This is a genomic window from Geobacter sp. AOG2 (genome assembly GCF_019972295.1).
Taxonomy (GTDB): domain Bacteria; phylum Desulfobacterota; class Desulfuromonadia; order Geobacterales; family Pseudopelobacteraceae; genus Oryzomonas.
This window is the reverse complement of the sequence record NZ_BLJA01000001.1, coordinates 579,891-600,898: the sequence shown is the minus strand read 5'-3', so window position 1 is coordinate 600,898 and position 21,008 is coordinate 579,891. Positions and strand designations below refer to the sequence as shown.

Below are 21,008 nucleotides of genomic sequence, written 5' to 3'. Positions count from 1 at the left end.
CCTGAATTTCTCAACAGCCTATTATATACGATGTACTGAAATTAAACGTAACGCTCATTATTCCCCGAGCCGGGCGTTCTCCTCGAAAGCCGCGTTCAGGGCATCGTCTCCGCTCAGACCGGCGGCCTGCGCCCGTTCGATAGCCTGCAAAACCCGTTTGTAGTCCTTGGGCATGACCTTGACGAACCGGGGCAGGAACCCATCCCAGTCTGCCAGTACGGCTGCCGCGCGCTCGCTTCCGGTCAACTCCCCGTGGCGGCCGATCATCTCCCGCACAATGGACACATCCCGGTCGTCAAGCCCCTCGAGCCCAACCATCTGGGTATTGCAGCGGCCGGCAAAATCCCCGTCCTCGTCCAGCACGTAGGCCACGCCGCCGCTCATGCCGGCGGCAAAGTTACGTCCCGTCGGGCCGAGGATCACCACCGTGCCGCCGGTCATATACTCGCAGCCGTGGTCGCCCACCGCCTCGACCACCGCATTGACGCCGGAGTTGCGCACGCAGAAGCGCTCGCCGGCCATGCCGCGGATGAAGGCGTCACCGCTGGTGGCGCCGTAAAAGGCCACGTTGCCGGCGATGATGTTTTCTTCCGCCTTGAAGGGCGACCCCTCGGGGGGATAGACCAGGATCGTGCCGCCGCTCAACCCCTTGCCCAGGTAGTCGTTGGCGTCGCCGCACAGCGCCAGGGTGATCCCGCGGGGCACGAAGGCGCCGAAACTCTGGCCGGCCGAACCGTTGAACAGCAGGTTGACGGTACCGTCCGGGAGCCCTTGGGGGCCATGATGGCGGGTGATCTCGTTGCCGAGGATCGTCCCCACCACCCGGTCCACGTTGGTGATGGGCAACTCGGCGCTGACCTTCTCGCCACGCTCGATGGCGGGCTCGCACAGTTCCAGGAGCCTGGTCATGTCGATGGACTTCTCCAGGCCGTGGTCCTGGGACTCCATGCAGTAACGCCCCACATCCAGGCCCACCTGGGGCTGGTACAGGATGTTGGAGAAATCGAGCCCCTTGGCCTTCCAGTGGGCAATGGCCTTGCGGGGCTCCAGGACGTCCGCGCGCCCGACCATCTCGTTCAGGGTCCGGAATCCGAGCTTGGCCATGATCTCCCGCAACTCCTGGGCCACGAAACGCATGAAGTTGACCACGTATTCCGGCTTGCCGGTGAACTTGGCCCGCAGGACCGGGTCCTGGGTGGCCACGCCGGCCGGGCAGGTATTGCTGTGGCAGACGCGCATCATGATGCAGCCGAGGGAGACCAGCGGCGCGGTAGCGAACCCGAACTCCTCGGCCCCCAAGAGGGCGGCGATGGCCACGTCGCGGCCGGTCTTGAGCTGGCCGTCCGCCTCGATGACGATACGGCTGCGCAGATTGTTCAGGACCAGGGTCTGGTGCGTCTCGGCCACGCCCAACTCCCAGGGCAGGCCGGCGTGCTTGATGCTGGAGACCGGCGAGGCGCCGGTGCCGCCGTCGTAACCGCTGACGAGCACCACGTCGGCATGGGCCTTGGCAACGCCGGCCGCGATGGTGCCGACCCCCACCTCGGACACCAGCTTGACGCTGATGCGGGCGCGGCGGTTGGCGTTTTTCAGGTCATGGATCAGTTCGGCCAGATCCTCGATGGAATAGATGTCGTGGTGCGGCGGCGGCGAGACCAGACCGACCCCCGGCGTGGTGTGGCGGGTCTTGGCGACCCAGGGGAACACCTTCTGGCCGGGCAACTCGCCCCCCTCGCCCGGTTTGGCCCCCTGGGCCATCTTGATCTGGATCTCGCGGGCATTGGAGAGATAGTCACTGGTGACGCCGAAACGTCCCGACGCCACCTGTTTGATGGCGCTGTTCTTGGAATCCCCCTGTTCGTTGGTCCAGGTGAAGCGTTCCGGGTCCTCCCCCCCCTCGCCGGTATTGGAGAGGCCGCCGATGCGGTTCATGGCGATGGCCAACGCCTCGTGGGCTTCCTGGCTGATGGAACCGTAGGACATGGCACCGGTCTTGAAGCGCTTCATGATCTCTTCCACCGGCTCGACCTCGTCGAGCGGCACCGGGACGATGGTTTTCCTGAAATCCAGCAATCCGCGCAGGGTGTACAGCCTGGTGTCCTGCTCGTCGATCAGCGAGGAAAACTGTTTGAACTCGTTGTAGTCGCCGGTGCGGACCGCCTTCTGGAGCGAACTGACGGTAAGCGGATTGTACTGGTGTTCTTCCCCGGCCTCGCGCCACTGGTAGATTCCGCCCGCGTCCAGGGTGGGCTCGGCGGGCACCCGCTCGGGCCAGGCCCGGCGGTGCCGCGCCAGGAGTTCCGTGGCGATCCCGGCAAGATCGGTGCCCCCGATACGCGACGGGGTCCAGGTAAAGTACGTGTCGATCACCGACTGATGCAGGCCGACCGCCTCGAAGATCTGGGCGCCGCGGTAACTCTGCACGGTGGAGATGCCCATCTTGGCCATGGTCTTGACCACGCCCTTGATGGAGGCCTTGATGAAGTTCTTGACCGCTTTCTTGTAGGTGATGTCCGTCAGCATCCCCTGCCGGATCATGTCGTCCAGGGATTCGAAGGCCAGGTAGGGGTTGATGGCGTTGGCGCCGTAGCCGAGCAGCACGGCGAAGTGGTGAACCTCCCGCGGCTCGCCCGATTCGAGCACCAGCGAGACCCGCGTGCGGGTAGCCGTCCGGATCAGGTGGTGGTGAAGCCCGGAGACCGCCAAAAGGGCGGGAATGGCGGCATGATCCTTGTCGACGCCGCGATCGGAGAGGACCAGGATGGTGGTGCCGGCCTCGACCGTTATGAGGGCTGCCTCGAACAGCTTCTTCAGGGCGTTTTCCAGCCCGGCGGGACCTTCCGCCGCCGGGAAGAGCAGCGACAGGGTTACGGCCTTGAAATCGGGCTTCTCCACGTGACGCAGTTTTTCAAGCTCCTCGTTGGAGAGCAAAGGGTGTTCCAGCCTGATCATGCGGGCGCTCGCGGCGGCCGGCTTGAGCAGGTTGGCCTCGGAACCGATCAGGGTGGTGGTGGAGGTGATGATCTCCTCGCGGATCGGGTCGATGGGCGGATTGGTCACCTGGGCGAAGAGTTGTTTGAAATAGTTGTAGAGCAGTTGCGGCTGATCGGACAATACCGCCAGCGGCGTGTCGGTGCCCATGGAGCCGAGCGGCTGGACGCCGCTCATCGCCATGGGTCCCAGGATGACGCGCTGATCCTCGAAGGTATAGCCGAAGGCCTGTTGGCGCTGCAGGACCGTATCGTGGTCCGGCCCGTACACATGGAGCGCGTCGGGCAAATCCTCGAGGAGGATATGATTATCCTTCAGCCACTGGCCGTAGGGTTTGGCGTCCGCCAGCTCGCGCTTGATCTCCTCGTCCGGCACGATGCGCCCCTGTTCCGTATCCACCAGGAACATCCGGCCCGGCTGCAGGCGGCCCTTGCGCAGGACCCGCTCCGGTTCGATCGGCAGCACCCCGGCCTCTGAGGCCATGATGACGAGATCGTCGCTGGTGACGTAATAGCGCGACGGACGCAGGCCGTTGCGGTCGAGCACGGCGCCGATGCTGCGGCCGTCGGTGAAGGCGACGGCGGCGGGGCCGTCCCACGGCTCCATCAGACAGGAATGATACTCGTAAAAGGCCTTCTTCGCGGGGTCCATGGTCTCATGGTTTTCCCACGGCTCGGGCACCATCATCATGACGGCATGGGGGAGCGAGCGGCCGGCCATGACCAGAAGCTCCAGACAGTTGTCGAACATGGCCGAGTCGGAGCCGTCGGTGTTGATGATCGGCAGGGCCTTCTTGATGTCGTCCCCGAACAGGGGGCTGCTGAAGAGCGACTGACGGGCGTGCATCCAGTTGACGTTGCCGCGCAGGGTGTTGATCTCGCCGTTATGGGCCAGGAAATGGTAGGGATGGGCCCGGTCCCAACTGGGGAAGGTATTGGTGGAAAAGCGGGAATGCACCAGCGCCAGGGCCGTTTCCATCGCCGGATCGCGCAGGTCGGGGTAATACTGGTCCACCTGGACCGGCATGAGCATGCCTTTGTAGATCATGGTCCGGCTGGACATGCTGGCCACGTACCAGTTTTTGTCCACACCGGCGCGACGGATCTGGTTGATCGCCCGCTGGTTGACGACGTAGAGCTTGCGGTTGAACGACAATTCGTCCAAATCATCGGCGCCCGCCTTGAGGAACAACTGGCGCACCACCGGCTCGCTGGCCCTGGCGGTGATCCCGAGGGAGGAGTGGTCGGTGGGGACATCCCTCCAGCCGATGATCTTGAGCCCTTCCTCGACGACGATCCTTTCCAGGATGTGGCGGGCGCTGTTGCGTTCCGTCGGGTCGGGCGAGGTGAACACCATGCCGACACCATAGCGGGAAGGCTCGGGCAGGTCTATGCCCAAAGGCCCACAGACCTTGCGCAGAAAGCGGTCCGGCATCTGGATGAGTATGCCCGCGCCGTCGCCGGTATTGGGCTCGCAGCCGCAGGCGCCGCGGTGGTCGAGGTTGACGAGGACGGTCAGGGCCTGGCGCACGATCTCGTGCGATTTCTTCCCCTTCATGTTGACCACGAAACCGACGCCGCAGGCGTCGTGCTCGAACTGGGGATCGTAGAGTCCCTGCTTTTTAGGTGCTTCGATGGTTTTCATAGGGCTGCCTTTTGTATGGTGCTGGTATCGCGCATGTGCCGCTCGACGGTGAGGCGGGAAGAAATGGTGTTTCGGCGCATGCTTTGAGCGTGGGGTATTCGAACCGGTGTTGAATTGGATAGCATACCGGGAGACGTGGATATTTTCAAGAGCAAATGCCGATTTGCATGAGGAAGGAGGGCGGACGCCACCGGCTGCCGCACGGTGGCGGTCAAGGCGGTCAAGGCGGTCAAGGCGGTCAAGGCGGTCAAGGCGGTCAAGGCGGTCAAGGCGGTCAAGGCGGTCAAGGCGGTCAAGGCGGTCAAGGCGGTCAAGGCGGTCAAGGCGGACCACCGGCGCCCCGCGGCAAAACCGGATCGGGAACAGGACTGAAAAAAGGGGGGATCGCTCCCCCCACCACATGAAGGAGGCTCGTTATCGAGCCCGTGCTACTCCGAAGTTTGAAACGGCGTCTTCCGGCAGGGAGCCGGATCGGGCATGTTCACAACCCGTTCCCCCGATCAGGCCAACTTGAATTGTTCGACCAGGGAGTGGAGATCATCCGACAGCCTGGCGAGCTGCGCCGCGGCGGCGGCGGATTTCTGGGAACCCTGGGCCGTCTGATGGACCACGCCGGAAATCCGGTGGATGTTGCTGGTGATCTCGGTGGTCGTCGCCGACTGTTCCTCGGCCGCCGTCGCGATCTGGTTCACCTGCATGGAGACCGCGTCTATCTGGTGAAGGATCTCCTGAATGGCCCCGCCGGATTTCGCCGCCTCTTCCGTACCCTGGCGAACCTCCCTGACCCCCTCTTCCATCGCGGAAACGGCCCCCTTGGTTTCCGTCTGGATCGCCTTGATCATGGCGCCGATCTCCTTGGTCGCCTTGGTGGTGCGCTCGGCCAAAGCCCGCACCTCATCGGCGACCACCGCAAACCCCCGCCCCTGTTCGCCGGCCCGGGCCGCCTCGATCGCCGCGTTCAGGGCCAGGAGGTTGGTCTGGTCCGCAATATCCTCGATGGTGCCGACGATGGTGCCGATCTGGTCCGAACGGGTTCCAAGCCCCTCGACGCTCCGGGCCGTTGCGTTGACCCGCTCGGCGATGCGGGTCATGACGCTGACCGTCTGCGCCACGACCTCGGCGCCGGTCTGGGCGGCACCGGTCGCCTGCCGGGAGCTTTGGGCCGCAGCATGACAGTTCTGGGCGATATCGCCGGAGGTGGCCGACAACTCTTCACTGGCGGTGGCCACGGTCTGTGCCTGGCCGGAGACCTCTTCGGCCCCGGTGGCGATCTGCTCCGATGTGGACTGGAGCTGGTTGGAAGCGGTCGCCACCTGGTCCGAGGTGGCCTTGACCCTCCCCAGGGTATCGCGCAGGTTTTCGGCCATCTTGGCGAAGGAGCCGGCCAATACGCCGATCTCATCCCGGGATTCCTGCTCGATCTTCACCGTAAGGTCGCCGGCGGCGATCTTTTCCGCCTGTTGCACCAGGCTGTGGACCGGCCGGGTGATCAAGCGGGTGCTCACCATGCCGAACACGAAGGCAATCGCCAGCATGACCACGGTGCAGACCACCGACAGGATCAACGAGGAATCGGTGATGGCGATGGCCGCCTCGGTGTTCTTGTTGCCGTGGGCGATCTTGGCGGCAGTCAGCGCCTTGAGCTGCTCGGTGCTGGCCTTGACGGTGGCGGCAACCTCGGGGGTCCTGCCGAAGGCGTCCGCCTCGGCGGCCTTGCCGGCGACAATCATCTCGTAGATCGTGTCGAGGATGGCATTGTACCGGGTGATGGATTTCCGCAGTTCGTCCGCGGCGGCCCTCGATTCGCCGGAACTGGCGGCAATCGCGATCAAGGCCTCGTTTGCGGCCCTGAAACTCTCTTTGCGCAGAGCGCTTCCCTTCTGCCTGGCTTCCGGGGTTTGCGCTATGGTGACGTCGCGGGTGGCCACCCTCATCTTCTGGAACGCCTCGGTCAGATCGACCAGCTCTTTCATCGGCTTGATATCCTGCGCGTACAGTTGCTGCTGCATCCCTTTGATGTGCGCCAGCCGCAACGCGTTCACCACATTCACCGCCGTGGCGATAACGGCCAGAAACAGGAACCCGGCAAAAAGCTTTGTTCCTACGCGGGCGTTCTTGTGGACCGACATGACTGCCTCCGTATGTAGCAGAATAGCCCCCGGCCAGGCCGGAGGAGGTACGATCACCGGGCCGAGAGAGGGGCGCCGCCACCGGGGGCGGCGAACGCAAATCCCGGAGGCTTCAGATAGTCGGCTTTTATGGAACGGACAGCTTCGCCGGAGACAGGCGCCGGCCCCCTGCTTTCCGGGGGCACGGCAATTCCGGGGACCTGTTTTCGCGATGCGGCATCCCCGTTTTCGGCGACAGGGAACAGGACGCGGAAGGTTGTCCCCCTTCCCTGCTCGCTTTCCAGCAGGATGATCCCGCGATGCGACCTGACGATGCCTTGGGTCGCCGCCAATCCCAGCCCCCGCCCGCTGAATTTCGTGGTGAAGAACGGATCGAACAGCCGTTGCTGCGTCTCCTCGTCCATGCCGCACCCGTTGTCGGACACCTGGACATAGCAGAACCTCCCCGGTGGAGGTTTTTCAACGAGACGGCTCCTGCGGATAAGATCGGCATCGCATTCCATAACGCCGGTGACGAGCGTCACCACTCCGGGCTGCGTGCCGACAGCCTCGGCGGCATTGGCGATCAGGTTCATGACGACCTGCTGTACCTGGCTGGGGTCCGCCGTCACCGGGGGCAGGTCGGCGGCGGCGACAAGCGTCAGGGCGATGTTGCGCGGCGCAACCGTTCTGAAGAGTTCGGCGTTTTCCCGTACAACCTTGCCGATATCGATATCCATCGACTGGAATAATCCCTTGCCCGAATAGACCAGCATCTGGTTGGCAAGATCGGCGGCGCGCCTGCCGGCAAGCTCGGCCTGTTCTATACGGCGGCGGCCGGGGTCGGAGAGCGGCAACTCCTGCAGGAGCAATTGCAGGTTGCCGATAATGACCGTCAGCAAATTGTTGAAATCGTGGGCAACCCCGCCCGCCATGACGCCCAGGCTTTCCAGCTTCTGGGTGTGCAGCAGCGCCTTCTCCCATTCGAGACGTTCGGCCTCCGCAAGCTTTTGTTCGGTAATATCCTGGATCGCGACGACGATGCGGTCGGTCGCGCCCGCATTGTCGAAGACCGCTTCGCCCCGTGCCTGGACCACCCGTTCCGCGCCATCGGGCCGGCAAATACGGTATTCGAGCAGATTGGGAGCACGGTCCCGCCGTATGCATGCCGATGCCGAGCGGAGCCGCTCCCGGTCGTCGGGGTGCACGAATTCCAGATACGCCTCGAACGTGCGTGGGAAATCGCCCGCCGGCACCCCCAGAATAGCGGCGCACTCTTCGGAAGCGGAAAGGAACCGGCCGTCGTGGGAGGTTATGCAATTCCCCATGCGGGCGATGCGCTGGGCCGCCACCAGATCACGATGGGCCTCTTCCAGGGCGGCGTTCATGGCCTTGCGTTCGCTGGCGTCGAAACAGTATCCGTACAGCAACTCCTTGCCGTCGTATTCCATGATGTTGCTGGTCACTTCCACCGGGATCCGCCTCCCCGCGGCGTTGCAATGCGTCGTCTCGAGGCGCCCCATGTTCCCCTGCCTGATCAGGGCAACGACCTCCGGGAGACTCTTCACGTCGAAGAAGGGGTCCCAGTCGGCGATCCGCATGGTCAGCAGCCGCGCCAGATCGATCCCGAAGTGGGCGCAGGCGGCCTCGTTGGCATAGAACATCTTCCCGCCGTCATTACTGTCGACGACGTAGACCGGGTCGCGGGAAAACTCGATCAGGGTCTTGTAAAAAGATGCTTCCTTCTCGGCCTTGACGAGGTCGCTGATGTCTTTCACCATGGAGCAGACGAATTCCCGGTCATGGTATCTGAAGTAGGAGGAGGTTATCTCCACGGGGATGCGGCGGCCGTCCTTGGCGGTGTGAAACCGCCTCTGGCGCACGACCTTTCCCGTGCGCCTCAGTTCGTCGAGATTGGCGTGCCGCTCGGCCTGGGAGTAATCGGGGTCGATGTCGCTGTTCGAAAGCGAGAGGAGTTCTGCGCGACGGTACCCCAGCATGGTGCAGGCAGCCACATTGCAATCCCAGAAGCTGCCGTCCACGTTCGTCCAGTGGATCGCCTCCGATATGTTGTCGATGGAGAAGTTCTTGAATTGCAGGATCTCGTCGAGGTGTTTGTGTTCCGCAACATCTTCCACGACAGAGCATTTGGCTTGAGTTCTCATTCTACACCATTGTAGTGTTGCCCGAGTTATCGTCAGGACCCACCCCTCATATCCCTTTGCAGGCTTACTTCAAAAACGGACCCGTGCTGCGGCTGCTTCACGGAAGTTGCTCTCTGCATGCCGTTGCAGCGGGCGTGCCATGAAAGCATTTAAATAACTGGTCAATTTCATTTACCATTTTGCATCAAATAGGCACGCGCTACTCTTATTTTGAGAAACGGCTTCTCGCTTTGACAAAACGCCTGAAACAGTACCAAATTCGGGCGAACCGTAGCCGGCAAGACCACGGCGGCCCTGCTTTCTCAGGTGGGGAAGCCTGCGGGGCGTTCCGGTTTCTTGAAAAAACAGCACTGAAATCGGCTTTACGGGGCCATGAAGGTTCGTGCGGGATCGCACGGGGATGCGGCGGGATGGGAGGAGACGCTGACAGGACGGGCGCGGAACCCGAGCCGGCGGGGACCCGCAGGCTCTTCGCCTGGAATCGCCTTCGGGAGGGGAAAACCGGGAAACCGGTGAATGATCACCATGGCCCGGGGCTATGCGAACCGGGTTCCAGCAAGCAAGGGGGTGCAACCGGCTCTGACGCTGGTATCCCGAAGCCGGGCCGGACCATGACTACCTACATGGGGAAGCTCAAAGGGGTGGCACGCAAGGTCAGCCGGCCGGATTCCGGGTTCCGTAGAGTCCCCCGCAATCGCCCTGGTCGCCGCGGATCTTCTCCACGGCATGGCCGATGACCGGCCAGACCGCTTCCAGATTTTCCAGCGCCCCACGGGGACTGCCCGGCAGGTTGATGATCAGGGCCTGGCCGCGGATCCCCGCAATCGCCCGGGACAGTGCGGCCATGGGGGTCTTCTCCAGGCTCCTCAGGCGCATCAGCTCGCCGATGCCGGGGATCGTCCGCTCCACCACCTTCAGCGTCGCCTCGGGGGTTACGTCCCGCGGCGAGACCCCGGTGCCCCCCGTGGTCAGGATCAGCTCCGCCTTGTCCGCGTCGGCCCAGGCGCCCAGCACGGTCACGATCCGCTGGAAATCGTCGGGGATGATCTCGGCATGCACCGTGGTCACCCCCCGCTCCGCCAGCCATGAGGCCAGCGCCGGACCGCTCTCGTCAACCCGCTCGCCCCGCGACCCCTTGTCGCTCAGGGTCAGTATGGCCACTCTCATGGTCGCTCCTCCCGGCGGTACACGCCGCTTTTGCCGCCTTCCTTGTATAACAGCCGGATATCGCCGATGGTGACGGATTTGTCGGCCCCCTTGCACATGTCGTAGATGGTCAGGGCGGCCACGGCCGCGCCGGTCATGGCCTCCATCTCGACCCCGGTGCGCTCGAAGGCGCGCACGGTGCACCGGACCCCGATCCGCCCGGAAGCCGAATCCTGCTCGAAATCCACCGCCACCGAGTGCAGGGACAACGGATGGGAAAGGGGGATCAAATCCGGGGTCTTCTTGGCCGCCATGATCCCGGCCAGCCGCGCCACCCCCAGCACATCCCCCTTGGCTACCGTGCCGGTGCGGATCGCCGCCAGCAACTCTCCCGACATGTGCACCTCCGCACCCGCCGTGGCGGTCCGCAGGGTCTCCTGCTTGGCGCTCACGTCCACCATCACCGCATTGCCCTCTTCATCAAAATGATTGAATTCCATAGCTGACACCTGTGGTTGGATTTTGAAACGTCAGAAACGCCGGGCCGTTGCCAGCTTCAACGCAAGTCCGGCAAAAATGGTGCCCGCAAGGCGGTTCAGCAGCAGTTGCGCCCGGGCGGACTGCCTGAGCCGGTCTCCCAGCGCCCCGGCCAGTATGCTGATCGCCCCGAACACCAGGATGGTGGCGACAATGAACAGGCCGCCCAACAGCAGGAACTGCACGGCCAGGGGTCCCCGGCGCGGATCGACGAACTGGGGAAGAAACGCCAGAAAAAAGATGGATACCTTGGGGTTGGTGACATTCATGATGACGCCGCGCCGCAAGAGCTTGCCCGGACTCAGCCGGTCCACCGTGCCCGACGGCCCGGTCTGGGCGCCGGCCCGGAACGCCTGCCAGGCAAGAAAGAGCAGGTACGCGGCCCCCGCGAATTTCAGGGCGGTGAAGGCTGCGGCGGATGCCGCGAAGACCGCCGCCAGCCCGAAGGTGACCGCGGTGGTGTGGACGACGAGCCCGCCGCACAGCCCCAGCGTCACCAGAAGCCCGGCTTTTTGCCCCTGCTGGGCCGCCTGCGCCAGCACAAACAGGTTGTCCGGGCCGGGCGACAGGGCCAGGAGGAGCGATGTCGCGAAGAAGAGCAACAGCACATTTGCTTCTATCATGGGGGCACTCTCCCGTGTCGGTCTTATACCTTCAGATACTTGTAATACCATGCACGGCGCTCCGGAAGAAAGCGCCTTCTTATCATATCTCCAGCACGCGGCAGGGGATGCCGTTATAGGTCGCCGTGCCGATCAACGGATCGGAGGCGTCATAATCGGCGCTGGTCAGGACGTTTGCATTGGAAAGCCAGAGACCGCCGAGGGTGGGTTCGGACGCCTGCATTTCGGGGTACCACCAGCCGTATTCCACACTCACGACATTATCGCACATCGGCGAGATTTTCAGCATAAAACTCGCTTTGCCGCGTTCCGTCTCGACCCATACCCGGCAACCGTCCTCCAGCCCCAGCCTGGCGGCGGTGGCGCTGCTGACCTCAGCCCAGGGTTCGGGGTGAAGCGCCCTCAGCGAATCGAACTGGCGGAAACTGGAGGCGTAAAACGGCTGATACCGCGCCCCGGTGATGAGTTGCAGCGGGAAATCCCTCCCCGGCTGTTCAAACGGCTTGGGGGACGGCAGAGGGTCCCCGCCGATCCCGGCAAGCAGTTCGTTATACAGCTCGACCTTGCCGGTCGTGGTGGCGAATCCGGCCGGCTTGCCGCTCCGGGGATCGATGCGCTCGTGTTTTCCGTATTCTTCCGGCAGGTTATACAGGCCATACTGACAAAACAAGTCCCAACCGACCCCCGTGGGGGCCAGTGTCTCTTCCAGGCTTGCCTCGAAGCTTTCCCACGGCCAATACGCTTCCTGGCCGAGCCGGCGGCCAAGATTGCTCCAGAAATCGAAATCGGAACGGCGCTCGTAGTACGGTTCCACGGCTTTCGCGCCGCCGTAGATCAGGTTGGCCGTCCCGGCCTTTGTCTCGAACAACGGCCGCTCCAGCGCCCCGGCGCTGGGCAGCACGTAGTCTGCCAGCATGGATGTGGGGGTCTGGAACAATTCCAGGACCACGAGGAGGTCCAGGCTTTTCAGGGCCTCGTACAGCAGGGCGGAGTCGGCCTGGGTCAGGAGCGGGTTGGTTGCCATGACGATGAGCGAGCGTATGGGATACGGCTCTCCCGTCAGCATGGCCCGCCAGACGAGGTTGGGCTGGGCCGAGGTAAGATAGCGCATGGGAAGGCGCTTGCCGTGTTTCAGGGTCAACTGGCGGATACGTTCGTACGTCCGGTACGATTGCAGCTTCAGGTCGCCAAGTTGCTTGGCGCGCAACGACTCCGGGAACTGCTCGCTCAACTCCAGGTCCACCTCCGGGACGAAATCCGGCATTTCCGTCAGGTGCGATGCGCCCTTTGCATCCAGATTCCCGGTGATTGCCCGCAAAGACGCAAAGGCGTGGTGGGCGGGGACGCTGTTTCGTCCGATCTGGTCCACCCCGCGCCCGGAAAACAACGACGACGGCGTGTTCCCGGCATAGAGGCGGGCGACCTCGGCCACAACCTCCGCCCTTATCCCGGTAACGGTTTCCACATACTGCGGGGTGTACGGAGCCGCCTGCGCCGCCAGCTGGTCGAAGCCGTGGCACCAGGCCTCCACAAAGGCTCTGTTGTAGAGCCGCTCGGTTATGATGACATTGATGAACCCCATGGCGAGAACGGCATCCGTACCGGGGCGCACCGCCAGCCAGTGGGTGGCCCGCTCGGCGGTCCGGGTGCGCCGGGGGTCGATCACGACCAGGGGCTTCCCCGTGCGGCCGAACGCCATGATCCGGTGCCAGAGCAACGAGTTGTCCGACTCGGCCTGGTTGACGCCCCAGAGGATGGCGCACTTGGTGACGTGCGGATCAAGCTCGTTGTCGATCGTCCAGCCGTAGGTCACGGAATTGATCAAGGTGCCCGGGTTCCAGCAGATCTGGCCGATCCCCACGTTGTTGGGGCTGCCGAACAGGGTCATGAACCGGTGCAGGGGCCAGAATACCGCATGCGGCCCGCCGATGCAGCTCGCAAGGGTCTCGGGGCCAAACCGGTCCTTGAGCGCGGCGAGCTTGCCCGCGATCTCGTCCAGTGCCTGGTCCCAGGTGATGCGCTCCCACTTCCCGCCGCCCCGCTCCCCCACCCGCTTCAGGGGATGGTTGATCCGCTCGGGATGGTCCAGGAATTCGGGCACCAGACGCCACCTGTGGCAGCCGCGCTGGATCGACGCATCGCCGGGGTACTGGGCCGGATCGGGCTCCACCGCCACAACCCGGCCATCCTCGACCCTCGCCGTCAGACCGCATTGATAGCCGCAAAAACGGCAGTTCGTCTTTACCGTCCCGTTCATGCCGCGTTCCCCGAGCCGATCTCCGACCTCTTCTTTCCGTGGATATTCGTCAACTGGTACGAGCAAAACGGGATCAGTTCCCCATTCGGCCCGGCTACGGTCATGCTGCATTCCCTGAGCCGTTTGAGATCCATGTTCATGGCATCCATGTAGCTCATCACCACGATCGACAAACCCGGCCCAAGTTCGGGGAACATCCTGTCGGCGATATCCGGGAGCACGGAGCCCTGGGGGCTGTCCGGATCGAAATGCTCCACATACTCTTCAGTCGTGATCATGCCGGTGAGCGGCCTGAACCGCCCCTGGTCTTCAACGATATAGGTCGCGGAATCGCAGGCGGGATGGGAACACCCCAAAGGCCACAGGTCATAGGGGGTCAGGATGCCGTTACTCTGTTCGGCCAGAAGATTGGCCACATCCCCCATGGTAAGCCGCCGCTCGTTGGAGACGTCGAAGCGCCCGGAGCCGAAGGCCGGCTGGTAGGCGACGCCGGCGATCACATCGCGGTTTTGCAGGGCGAAGCGCAACACCGCGCCGAGCTGGTCATGATTGATGCCCTCGATGATCGTCATGGCAAGAACGACCTGGACCCCGGCTTTCCGGCAGTTTTCGATGGCCTGCTGTTTGATCTGCAACAGGTCCTCGCCGCGGATCTTGTCGTACACCTCGGAGGTCAGGCCGTCGAACTGCATGTAGATGCCGCTTATTCCCGCTTCGAGCAGTTCGGTCACAAGCTCCGGGTTCCTGGCGATCACCACGCCGTTGGTATTGACCTCGATGGCTTCGAAGCCGATTCGTTTGCCCAGGCGGACGATATCCGGCAGATCCTTGCGTATGGTCGGTTCGCCGCCGGTAAGCTGGATGCTGGTGGAGGGGCCGGTTTTTCCCATGATCGCCCGGTACATGGTTTCCAGCGCCGCCAGGTCCGGCCCCGGTTGCGCCGCCGCCTGCAGTGCTTCGGCAGCCATGAAACAGACCGGGCAGCGCAAATTGCAGCGCTGCGTAAGCTCGATCTCCACCAGCGTCGAATGACGCCGGTGCGCCGTGCACAAACCGCAATCCTCGGGGCATCCTTTCAAGGCGGGCGCGGGCCGTTCCGGCTTTACGAAGGGGAACCTGAAAGCGTCCATCCAGCGATAATGCTCCACATCCGGCGACAGATACGTCCTGAACCGCCCATGCTCCGGGCACTCTTTTTCCATATGAACGGTTGTGCCTTCGGCAACGATCCGGGCGTCGACAACCGCCAGACAGACCGGGCAGACGCTCTGCGTGCTGTTCAAAAGCACGGTGTCAGCAGGTATTTCGGATGTATTCATAGTTCAAGATCTCCTGCCGGTCGGCTCGTCGGATAACTACGCATGCCTGCGCTGTGACCGTTTTCGTCATAACCATCTCTGGAGGAGGGCCGGAGAATCCGGCCGTCAAGCCCGTATCCTAAACGCGCGGCGAGTAGCCGATCCGCACATTGCCCCAGTGTCTCCCCCGTATGAATATCGGGCAGGCAAGGTCGATGATGATTTCACCCGAAACCCGCATGAAGGTCTGGAGCAGGAACGGGGCGGTATTTTTGCAGGCCCTTATGCTGGTCCTGTCTTCAAAGATCAGCTTTGTCCGGTTCTGCACCCTGTCTATTTCCTTATTTCCGGTCAGCGGCTTGCTGAACTTGAGGAGGTGGCAGGGGAGATACGCCTTCTCGTCAAAGCAGGTTGCGGTCGCCAAGTCCGGATTGGCGGCGGCGACATCCTCCTGAATAGGCGAAATGATCCGTTCAAACAACGAATCGTATGCGGTCGTATATTTCTGGGGGTCCGTATTGGGTATGGGGGTGTAGTTTCGCGAGAAAAGCTGCTCCAGGGTGATCGCGCCGTTCTCGACGGCTTTTTCGAGGGTCTCCGCAACCCTGTCGCGGAACTGCAGGGCAATGGCGCGCTTTTCATCGTGGTAGGTGCCGACGCTGAAACAGCCCACCGACGAGAAGATCTGCTCCGCAACCTCGGAGAGCCCCAGCAAGGTAGTGTCGGTGGCCACCATCTGCTTGTTCACATCCTGGGCCATGTTCGAGATGCGCTGGATCTTTTCGGTGATCTCGGACGTCACAACGCTTTGCTCTTCGGTTGCGGTCGCAATCTGGTTAATCATATCGGTGGACTCGCCGGCCAGGCCGAGTATACGCGCCAACCCGCTTCGCGCCGCCTGGGCCGTAGCCACTCCGTCGACCACCTGGGCGTATTCCTCGCGCATGGCAACGAGGGCCCGTTGGCTCTCCTGGCGTATGGCGGCGATGATGCCGGCGATCTCACGGGTCGAGGCCGCGGTCTTGGCGGAGAGATTCTTGACCTCGTCGGCGACGACGGAAAATCCGCGGCCGTGCTCGCCGGCCCGGGCCGCCTCTATGGCCGCATTGAGGGCCAGCAGATTGGTCTGATCGGCGATATCCTCGATCAGTCCGGTGATCTCGCCTATCTTCTCCGAAGAATCGGCCAAACGTTCGACGGTGCCGCGAGTCACCTCGACACTGCCCTTGATCTCTTCCATGCACCGGAAGGCGGTCTCCACGGCACTCATGCCGCTGTTGGCCGCCTGATCGACGGAAGAGGCGACGTCGGCGGCATTGTGGGTGTTGTTCGCGACGCCGTTAAGGGTGGAGGCCATCTCCTCGGCGGCCACCGCCACCGCAACCGCCGCCTCCTTCTGGGTCGATGCGGTCGCAACGGTGTCCTTGGCCGTCCGGGCCATCTCGCACACCCTGACGGCAACATGTTCCCCCTGGTCATAGAGCGTGGAAATCATGCCGCGCAGCCATGCGAGCAGGGTATTGATGCCGGCGGCAAGCTGGAAGATCTCGTCGTCGCCGGACAATTCCAGGTCGCGGGAGAGGTTGCCGCCCGACAGCAGGGCGACCTGCGCGCCCAACGCCGTGATCCGCCGTACCACCAGCCGGTTGAAACAGAGGTACAGGGCCGCCAGCATGGCGCAGAAGAAGGACACCCCGACCGCGGACAAGGTCAGCGCCAGCCGTAGCGCGCTCCTGGCACCCTCCTCCAGGGAGGCGGTTATGGCGACCCCGCCGAGATATTTGTGCTCTGCCTGATGGCAGGGGCGGCAACGCTCCTCGTTGACCAGCGGCAACGCCACGTTCAAGACGCGCCGGCCGTCCTTAGTGCCCCGGATGTCCAGTTGCCTGCCCGTATCCAGTGCCCGCCTCATCGCATCGTCGGAGGCGCCGCGCCCCCGTTCCTTGCCCTCCGCATCGAAGAGCCTGATGTCCAGGACCCCTCCCTTGTTCTTGATGTCGCTTACGTATGCGTCGTATTCCTTCAAGTCGCCCCGCATCATAAGCGAAAAAACATCACGGGTGATGGTGACGGTCAATTGCCGGGCGGCCTCTGCTTGCAGGTCTATGGTGGAATTATACTGCAGGTAGATGGTCAGCAGGCCCATTCCGGCAAAGCCTATGCAGAGGATGAGGCTGATGATGGCAAGCACTTTGCGGACAAGTCTGGATTGAAACATGGAACGCTTACCCCTTTGGCAACTCACATCAACGCATGACATTACAAGTCAACAAAATTGAGCGGATGATAAATGAACCATGCTGAACGAATGTCCGGCACCGGGGAGAAACCGGCAAAATACGCGACGACCTGAAAAGGACAGGCCGTCACGTTTATAAACCGATTCAAAGAACGCCAACCTCTTTCCGTACCGGATACGGTGCCGCGCAGCACCATGCCCGTGCCGGACGGCACCTTGGCAACTATTTGTTCCAGGCTTTCAGGAATGCTTCGTCTCCAAGGGGGAGACGCCCCCGGTATTTCTGCTCGCCCGGCAGCCAGGTCCGGTCGTGTCCGGCGCGTACGACAAGGCAGCGCATGACGACACCGCCCAGCAGGACGAATAGTGCGCCGACGCCCTGCAGGGCAGGAGATGCCTGGAGGAACAGCACCATCGGCACCAGCGTCCCCAGGAACAGAAATACGAACTTGAAACTCCCGGAGAGATCGCCCGCAATCCATCTCTGGGCGCTGTCCGCTTCCGCTGCCGTAGCACCCGTACGCTTCACCCAGAGGTACCCGAACCAGACGACCAATTGGAAGAACAGCAGTGCTCCGGCCAAGAGGGGGAAATTTGCCAGGACGCCGGGCACGACGGCCGGCGGGAAGGCAAAGCCGCTCAGGAAATGCGCCGATACGCCGGTGACGAGCGAAGAAAGCAGGAAGAGCGTAATCATGCCGGGACCGACCCAGAACGGGCGGCCCTTGTGCCGGGCCAGCAAAACACCGGGGTAGGCGGCCACGACAAGTCCGGTCAGGACGCATATGACGGCCAACAGCTTACGGACGAGATATTTGTCCTGCCAGAACAGCTTCTCCACGCCGAACCACGCCGGGTCAAGGCCAAAAGAGGCATATGCTAGGCCGACGACAATGGCTATCGACATGGTCCAGGCACCGGCGGTCAGGATCGCCTTGGGGTTCATGAACACCCGCCAGGACTGGAAGGGACGCCCCAGTTCGAAAACCAGGAACGCGCATCCGACACACATAAAAACCGGTCCCAAAAGATTACCGACCAGGGACGTCCTTCCCTCTCCCACAAACAGCTCTATAATCCCGGCGATCAGGAGCATCGCGCCGCCCATGCCGGCAAAGAAAAAATCGACCGCCAGCATCCAACCCCAGCCTTCATGTTTCGTGCTCATGGATTTTTCACCTCCAATCCATAGATATAGAATGTGTACGGTTCGGTATTGAGTTCCCCAAGAAGGCGGGCCGCGTTTTCGCTGTTCACCAGCTTGTAGACCTCGCTGGTTTCGTCATCCAGGTCACCGAAGATACGCGCTTTCTGATGACAGGTATTGACACAATGCGGTTTTTTGCCGGCATCGAGGCGCTCCTTGCAGAAGTCGCATTTCTGTACCGCTCCCGTTTCATCGTTGAGGGTGCGTGCGCCATAAGGGCATGCCATGACACAGGACAGACAGCCGACACACATTTTGTCCTCAACGAAAACCACCCCGTCGTCGCGTTTCTGCGAGGCGCATGTCGGGCAGGCGTCGACACAGGGAGCATTGGCGCAATGCATACACAACAGCGGGATGTGAACCTGGTGAAGATTGGGATAGACCCCGGTCGGGCCGACCGTCGTGACCGGATTATAGATCATGTCCACCGGCAGCCCATTATGTACCTTGCATGCGACTGTACATGAATGGCAGCCGATGCAACGCCGTGTATCCAAAACCATTGCATAACGTGCCATCTATTTGCCCCCCTTTAGATTTGAAGCATCCACCTTGTAGACCCTGCAGAGCAAACCCCGGTTCGCCCAGGCGCCGCTGTAGGGATCGCAATGCTCGTCGGCGGTACTGGTCAGAACGTTGGTGTTCGATTCCAGGCAGCCCCCCAGTTCCGGATCGCGCATGTCCCGCTCCGGGTACCACCAGCCTCGCTGGGTATAGACGACGCGGGGGTGAATCCCCTGGGTCAGGTTGGCTTTCTGCTTGATACGGCCGCGTTTCGTTTCGATCCATACCCAGTCGCCGTCTTCGATGGACAGCTCGGCGGCCGTTGTCGGATTGATATCCATATACGGCTCATGGCGCAGGAAACGCACCTCCTTGATCTGGAAATGTTCCGAGTGGTGGTACGGCATGAAACCGCCGCCCGTCGTCAAAACCAGCGGGAAATCCTTGGCCAGTTCCGGGTCGTCGACCTCGTTTTCCGAAGGCCCGATATACGGGGGCAAGGGAGGATAGCCAAGGTCCTTGAGCACGGAGGAGTAGAGCTCGACCTTGCCCGAGGGCGTGGCGAATCCCTGTCTCTGGTATTTGAAATATTCGCGCTCGGGGAAGTGGAAGCGGTACAACTCGACGAATTCGTCGTAGGTGCCGGCATCGTAGCCGAGCGGGGCGATGCGGTGATAATAGGCGTCTTCCACCGTCTCCCAGGGCCACTCCTCTTTCTGGCCGGTTGCCATGCCGAGGTCGCGCCAGAAGTTGTAGTCGTTGCGGCGCTCGTACATCGGCTGGATGGCGCGCTGCGAAGCGAGCAGGAAGTCGGAGCAGCCGTAGCTGCTGGTGATGGTCGGCCGTTCCAGGGCGCCGGCGATGGGCAGCACGTAATCGGAGAGCGCGGCGGTCGGCGTCATCCAGTAGTCGCAGGTGACCATGAAGTCCACGGCCCGCAACGCATCCAGCACCAGCTTGGTTTCGCCGTAGGAATTGATCGGGTTGGTGGCGGAAACCAGGAGCGCCTTGACCTTGTAGGGTCGCTCCGTCAGAATCGCCCTGAACACTGATGGCGGGTGGGCTTCGCACATCCATTCCGCCGTCGGCGCCTTGCCCCATACCTTTTTGGTTTCTTCGGCAATGCGGCTGTAGCCGGGCCAGGTGACCAACTTGAAGCGGTCGGCACCGATCTGTTTGGGTTTCTGGCTCTCCGGCAACCGGTCGTTGGCCTCCATCTCCTCGTCGGTAATGAAGTCGGGGCTGGGACCGGTCAGGAGGTCGGAGCCGGGGGCGTCCAGGTTGCCGGTTATGGCACGCAGGATCGCGCGGGCGTGCATGGCGGAACCGGCCGGCTTGCCGATCTGGTCCACGGAGGTGCCCCACTGGATATTGCCCGGCTTATTCATGGCATACATATAGGCGCCCGCCCGGATCTGTTCCGGTGTCAGCCAGGTCAGGGGCGAAGCCCATTCCGGCGTGAACTGCTCGACATGATCGGCCAGCTCGCCGAAGCCTTCGCAGCAATTGGCCACAAACTCCTGATCGTACAGGCCTTCGAAGATGATGACGTTGATCCACGCCAGCGCCAGCGCCAGGTCGGAGCCGGGGCGGAGCGGCAGCCAGAGATCGGCCTTGGCGGCTGTTTCGCTGAAACGCGGGTCGATGACGATAACCTTCATCCCCTTGGACTGGAACTCGGTTATGTGGTGCATCTCCGGCATACCCGCGGCACCGGGGTTTTGCCCCCAGAGGATCAGGCAGCGGCTATTGCCCATGTCCAGTTCAAACGGACACCAGCCGTAGATGGCCGTTTCCACCATGAACGTGGGAATCCAGCACAGGTGGGAGTTGTGGAAACCGTTCGGACTGCCGAACAGATTCATGAAACGCCGGCGCGCCCAGTCATCCGTGCGTTGCGTCCCGCCGGCGGTGGCCACGGCTTCCGCGCCGAACTCATCCTTGATGCCGTTCAGCCTGGCGGCGATCTCCTGGATCGCCTGATCCCAGGGGATTTGCTCCCATTTCCCCTCACCGCGCTTGCCGACGCGTTTGAGCGGGTAGTTCACCCGCTCCGGGTGGTCGAGGTGTTGCAGGGCGATGTTTCCCCGGCAGCACAAGCCCCCCTGGTTCGTGGGAAAGTCGGGATCTCCTTCGATCGCGAGCACCTTCCCGTCCTTGACGTAGGCCAGTACGCCACAATTCTGGTGGCAAAAGTAACAGGCCGACTTCCTTACCTCGACGCCTTCTTGTTCCAAATCGACATTTTTGCTCATCGTTTCACCTTTCGGACCGTACTGGGACAGA

At 62.5% G+C, this 21,008-nt stretch carries 13 protein-coding genes; 1 reads left to right on the top strand and 12 read right to left on the bottom strand.

Features of this window, described 5'->3' with window-relative positions:
* Nucleotides 1-57 precede the first annotated feature (57 nt).
* Nucleotides 58-4,635 (bottom strand): glutamate synthase large subunit, encoded by a 4,578-nt coding sequence (gene gltB, locus LDN12_RS02570; RefSeq protein ID WP_223921128.1) that lies wholly within the window; start codon nucleotides 4,633-4,635, stop codon nucleotides 58-60.
* A gap of 204 nt (nucleotides 4,636-4,839) precedes the next feature.
* Between gltB and LDN12_RS02565 the strand changes: the two genes are divergently transcribed.
* Nucleotides 4,840-5,007, top strand: a complete 168-nt coding sequence (locus tag LDN12_RS02565) for a hypothetical protein (RefSeq protein WP_223921127.1) — start codon at nucleotides 4,840-4,842, stop codon at nucleotides 5,005-5,007.
* Nucleotides 5,008-5,135: 128 nt separating this feature from the next.
* On the opposite strand, the gene LDN12_RS02560 is transcribed toward LDN12_RS02565, so the two are convergent.
* The 11 genes from LDN12_RS02560 to LDN12_RS02510 form a co-directional block, all read right to left on the bottom strand.
* Nucleotides 5,136-6,764 carry a methyl-accepting chemotaxis protein gene (locus tag LDN12_RS02560; protein ID WP_223921126.1) on the bottom strand — a complete coding sequence of 543 codons (1,629 nt, stop codon included), beginning with the start codon at nucleotides 6,762-6,764 and terminating at the stop codon, nucleotides 5,136-5,138.
* A gap of 53 nt (nucleotides 6,765-6,817) precedes the next feature.
* A complete protein-coding gene (locus LDN12_RS02555) occupies nucleotides 6,818-8,908 on the bottom strand; it encodes a PAS domain S-box protein (RefSeq protein ID WP_223921125.1) in 2,091 nt (696 codons plus the stop codon).
* 654 nt (nucleotides 8,909-9,562) lie between these two features.
* Nucleotides 9,563-10,075, bottom strand: coding sequence for a molybdenum cofactor biosynthesis protein B (locus LDN12_RS02550; RefSeq protein ID WP_223921124.1), 513 nt, complete (start codon nucleotides 10,073-10,075; stop codon nucleotides 9,563-9,565).
* On the bottom strand, nucleotides 10,072-10,554 hold the full coding sequence (gene moaC, locus LDN12_RS02545; protein ID WP_223921123.1) for a cyclic pyranopterin monophosphate synthase MoaC: 483 nt from the start codon (nucleotides 10,552-10,554) through the stop codon (nucleotides 10,072-10,074). Before moaC ends, LDN12_RS02550 begins: the two co-directional genes overlap by 4 nt.
* A gap of 30 nt (nucleotides 10,555-10,584) precedes the next feature.
* Nucleotides 10,585-11,214 carry a LysE family translocator gene (locus tag LDN12_RS02540; RefSeq protein ID WP_223921122.1) on the bottom strand — a complete coding sequence of 210 codons (630 nt, stop codon included), beginning with the start codon at nucleotides 11,212-11,214 and terminating at the stop codon, nucleotides 10,585-10,587.
* 82 nt (nucleotides 11,215-11,296) lie between these two features.
* Entirely contained in the window at nucleotides 11,297-13,471 is a 2,175-nt protein-coding gene (locus LDN12_RS02535) for a molybdopterin-dependent oxidoreductase (RefSeq protein WP_223921121.1), read from the bottom strand.
* Nucleotides 13,468-14,790: a radical SAM protein gene (locus tag LDN12_RS02530; protein WP_223921120.1), complete on the bottom strand. Its 1,323-nt coding sequence runs from the start codon at nucleotides 14,788-14,790 to the stop codon at nucleotides 13,468-13,470. The genes LDN12_RS02535 and LDN12_RS02530 overlap by 4 nt, the downstream gene beginning before the upstream one ends.
* Before the next feature lie 118 nt (nucleotides 14,791-14,908).
* Nucleotides 14,909-16,987 (bottom strand): methyl-accepting chemotaxis protein, encoded by a 2,079-nt coding sequence (locus LDN12_RS02525; protein ID WP_223921119.1) that lies wholly within the window; start codon nucleotides 16,985-16,987, stop codon nucleotides 14,909-14,911.
* Nucleotides 16,988-17,231: 244 nt separating this feature from the next.
* Nucleotides 17,232-18,176, bottom strand: coding sequence for an NrfD/PsrC family molybdoenzyme membrane anchor subunit (nrfD, locus tag LDN12_RS02520; RefSeq protein WP_223921118.1), 945 nt, complete (start codon nucleotides 18,174-18,176; stop codon nucleotides 17,232-17,234).
* On the bottom strand, nucleotides 18,173-18,736 hold the full coding sequence (locus tag LDN12_RS02515; protein ID WP_223921117.1) for a 4Fe-4S dicluster domain-containing protein: 564 nt from the start codon (nucleotides 18,734-18,736) through the stop codon (nucleotides 18,173-18,175). Before LDN12_RS02515 ends, nrfD begins: the two co-directional genes overlap by 4 nt.
* Nucleotides 18,737-20,977, bottom strand: coding sequence for a molybdopterin-dependent oxidoreductase (locus LDN12_RS02510; RefSeq protein ID WP_223921116.1), 2,241 nt, complete (start codon nucleotides 20,975-20,977; stop codon nucleotides 18,737-18,739). It abuts the gene before it with no gap.
* Nucleotides 20,978-21,008: the final 31 nt, after the last annotated feature.

Coding starts and splice junctions, on each gene's coding strand:
- LDN12_RS02555 (WP_223921125.1), bottom strand. CDS start 8,908: ATGAGAACTCAAGCCAAATGCTCTGTCGTGGAAGATGTTGCGGAACAC.
- LDN12_RS02525 (WP_223921119.1), bottom strand. CDS start 16,987: ATGTTTCAATCCAGACTTGTCCGCAAAGTGCTTGCCATCATCAGCCTC.
- nrfD (WP_223921118.1), bottom strand. CDS start 18,176: ATGAGCACGAAACATGAAGGCTGGGGTTGGATGCTGGCGGTCGATTTT.
- LDN12_RS02535 (WP_223921121.1), bottom strand. CDS start 13,471: ATGAACGGGACGGTAAAGACGAACTGCCGTTTTTGCGGCTATCAATGC.
- LDN12_RS02530 (WP_223921120.1), bottom strand. CDS start 14,790: ATGAATACATCCGAAATACCTGCTGACACCGTGCTTTTGAACAGCACG.
- moaC (WP_223921123.1), bottom strand. CDS start 10,554: ATGGAATTCAATCATTTTGATGAAGAGGGCAATGCGGTGATGGTGGAC.
- LDN12_RS02515 (WP_223921117.1), bottom strand. CDS start 18,736: ATGGCACGTTATGCAATGGTTTTGGATACACGGCGTTGCATCGGCTGC.
- LDN12_RS02550 (WP_223921124.1), bottom strand. CDS start 10,075: ATGAGAGTGGCCATACTGACCCTGAGCGACAAGGGGTCGCGGGGCGAG.
- LDN12_RS02560 (WP_223921126.1), bottom strand. CDS start 6,764: ATGTCGGTCCACAAGAACGCCCGCGTAGGAACAAAGCTTTTTGCCGGG.
- LDN12_RS02510 (WP_223921116.1), bottom strand. CDS start 20,977: ATGAGCAAAAATGTCGATTTGGAACAAGAAGGCGTCGAGGTAAGGAAG.
- gltB (WP_223921128.1), bottom strand. CDS start 4,635: ATGAAAACCATCGAAGCACCTAAAAAGCAGGGACTCTACGATCCCCAG.
- LDN12_RS02540 (WP_223921122.1), bottom strand. CDS start 11,214: ATGATAGAAGCAAATGTGCTGTTGCTCTTCTTCGCGACATCGCTCCTC.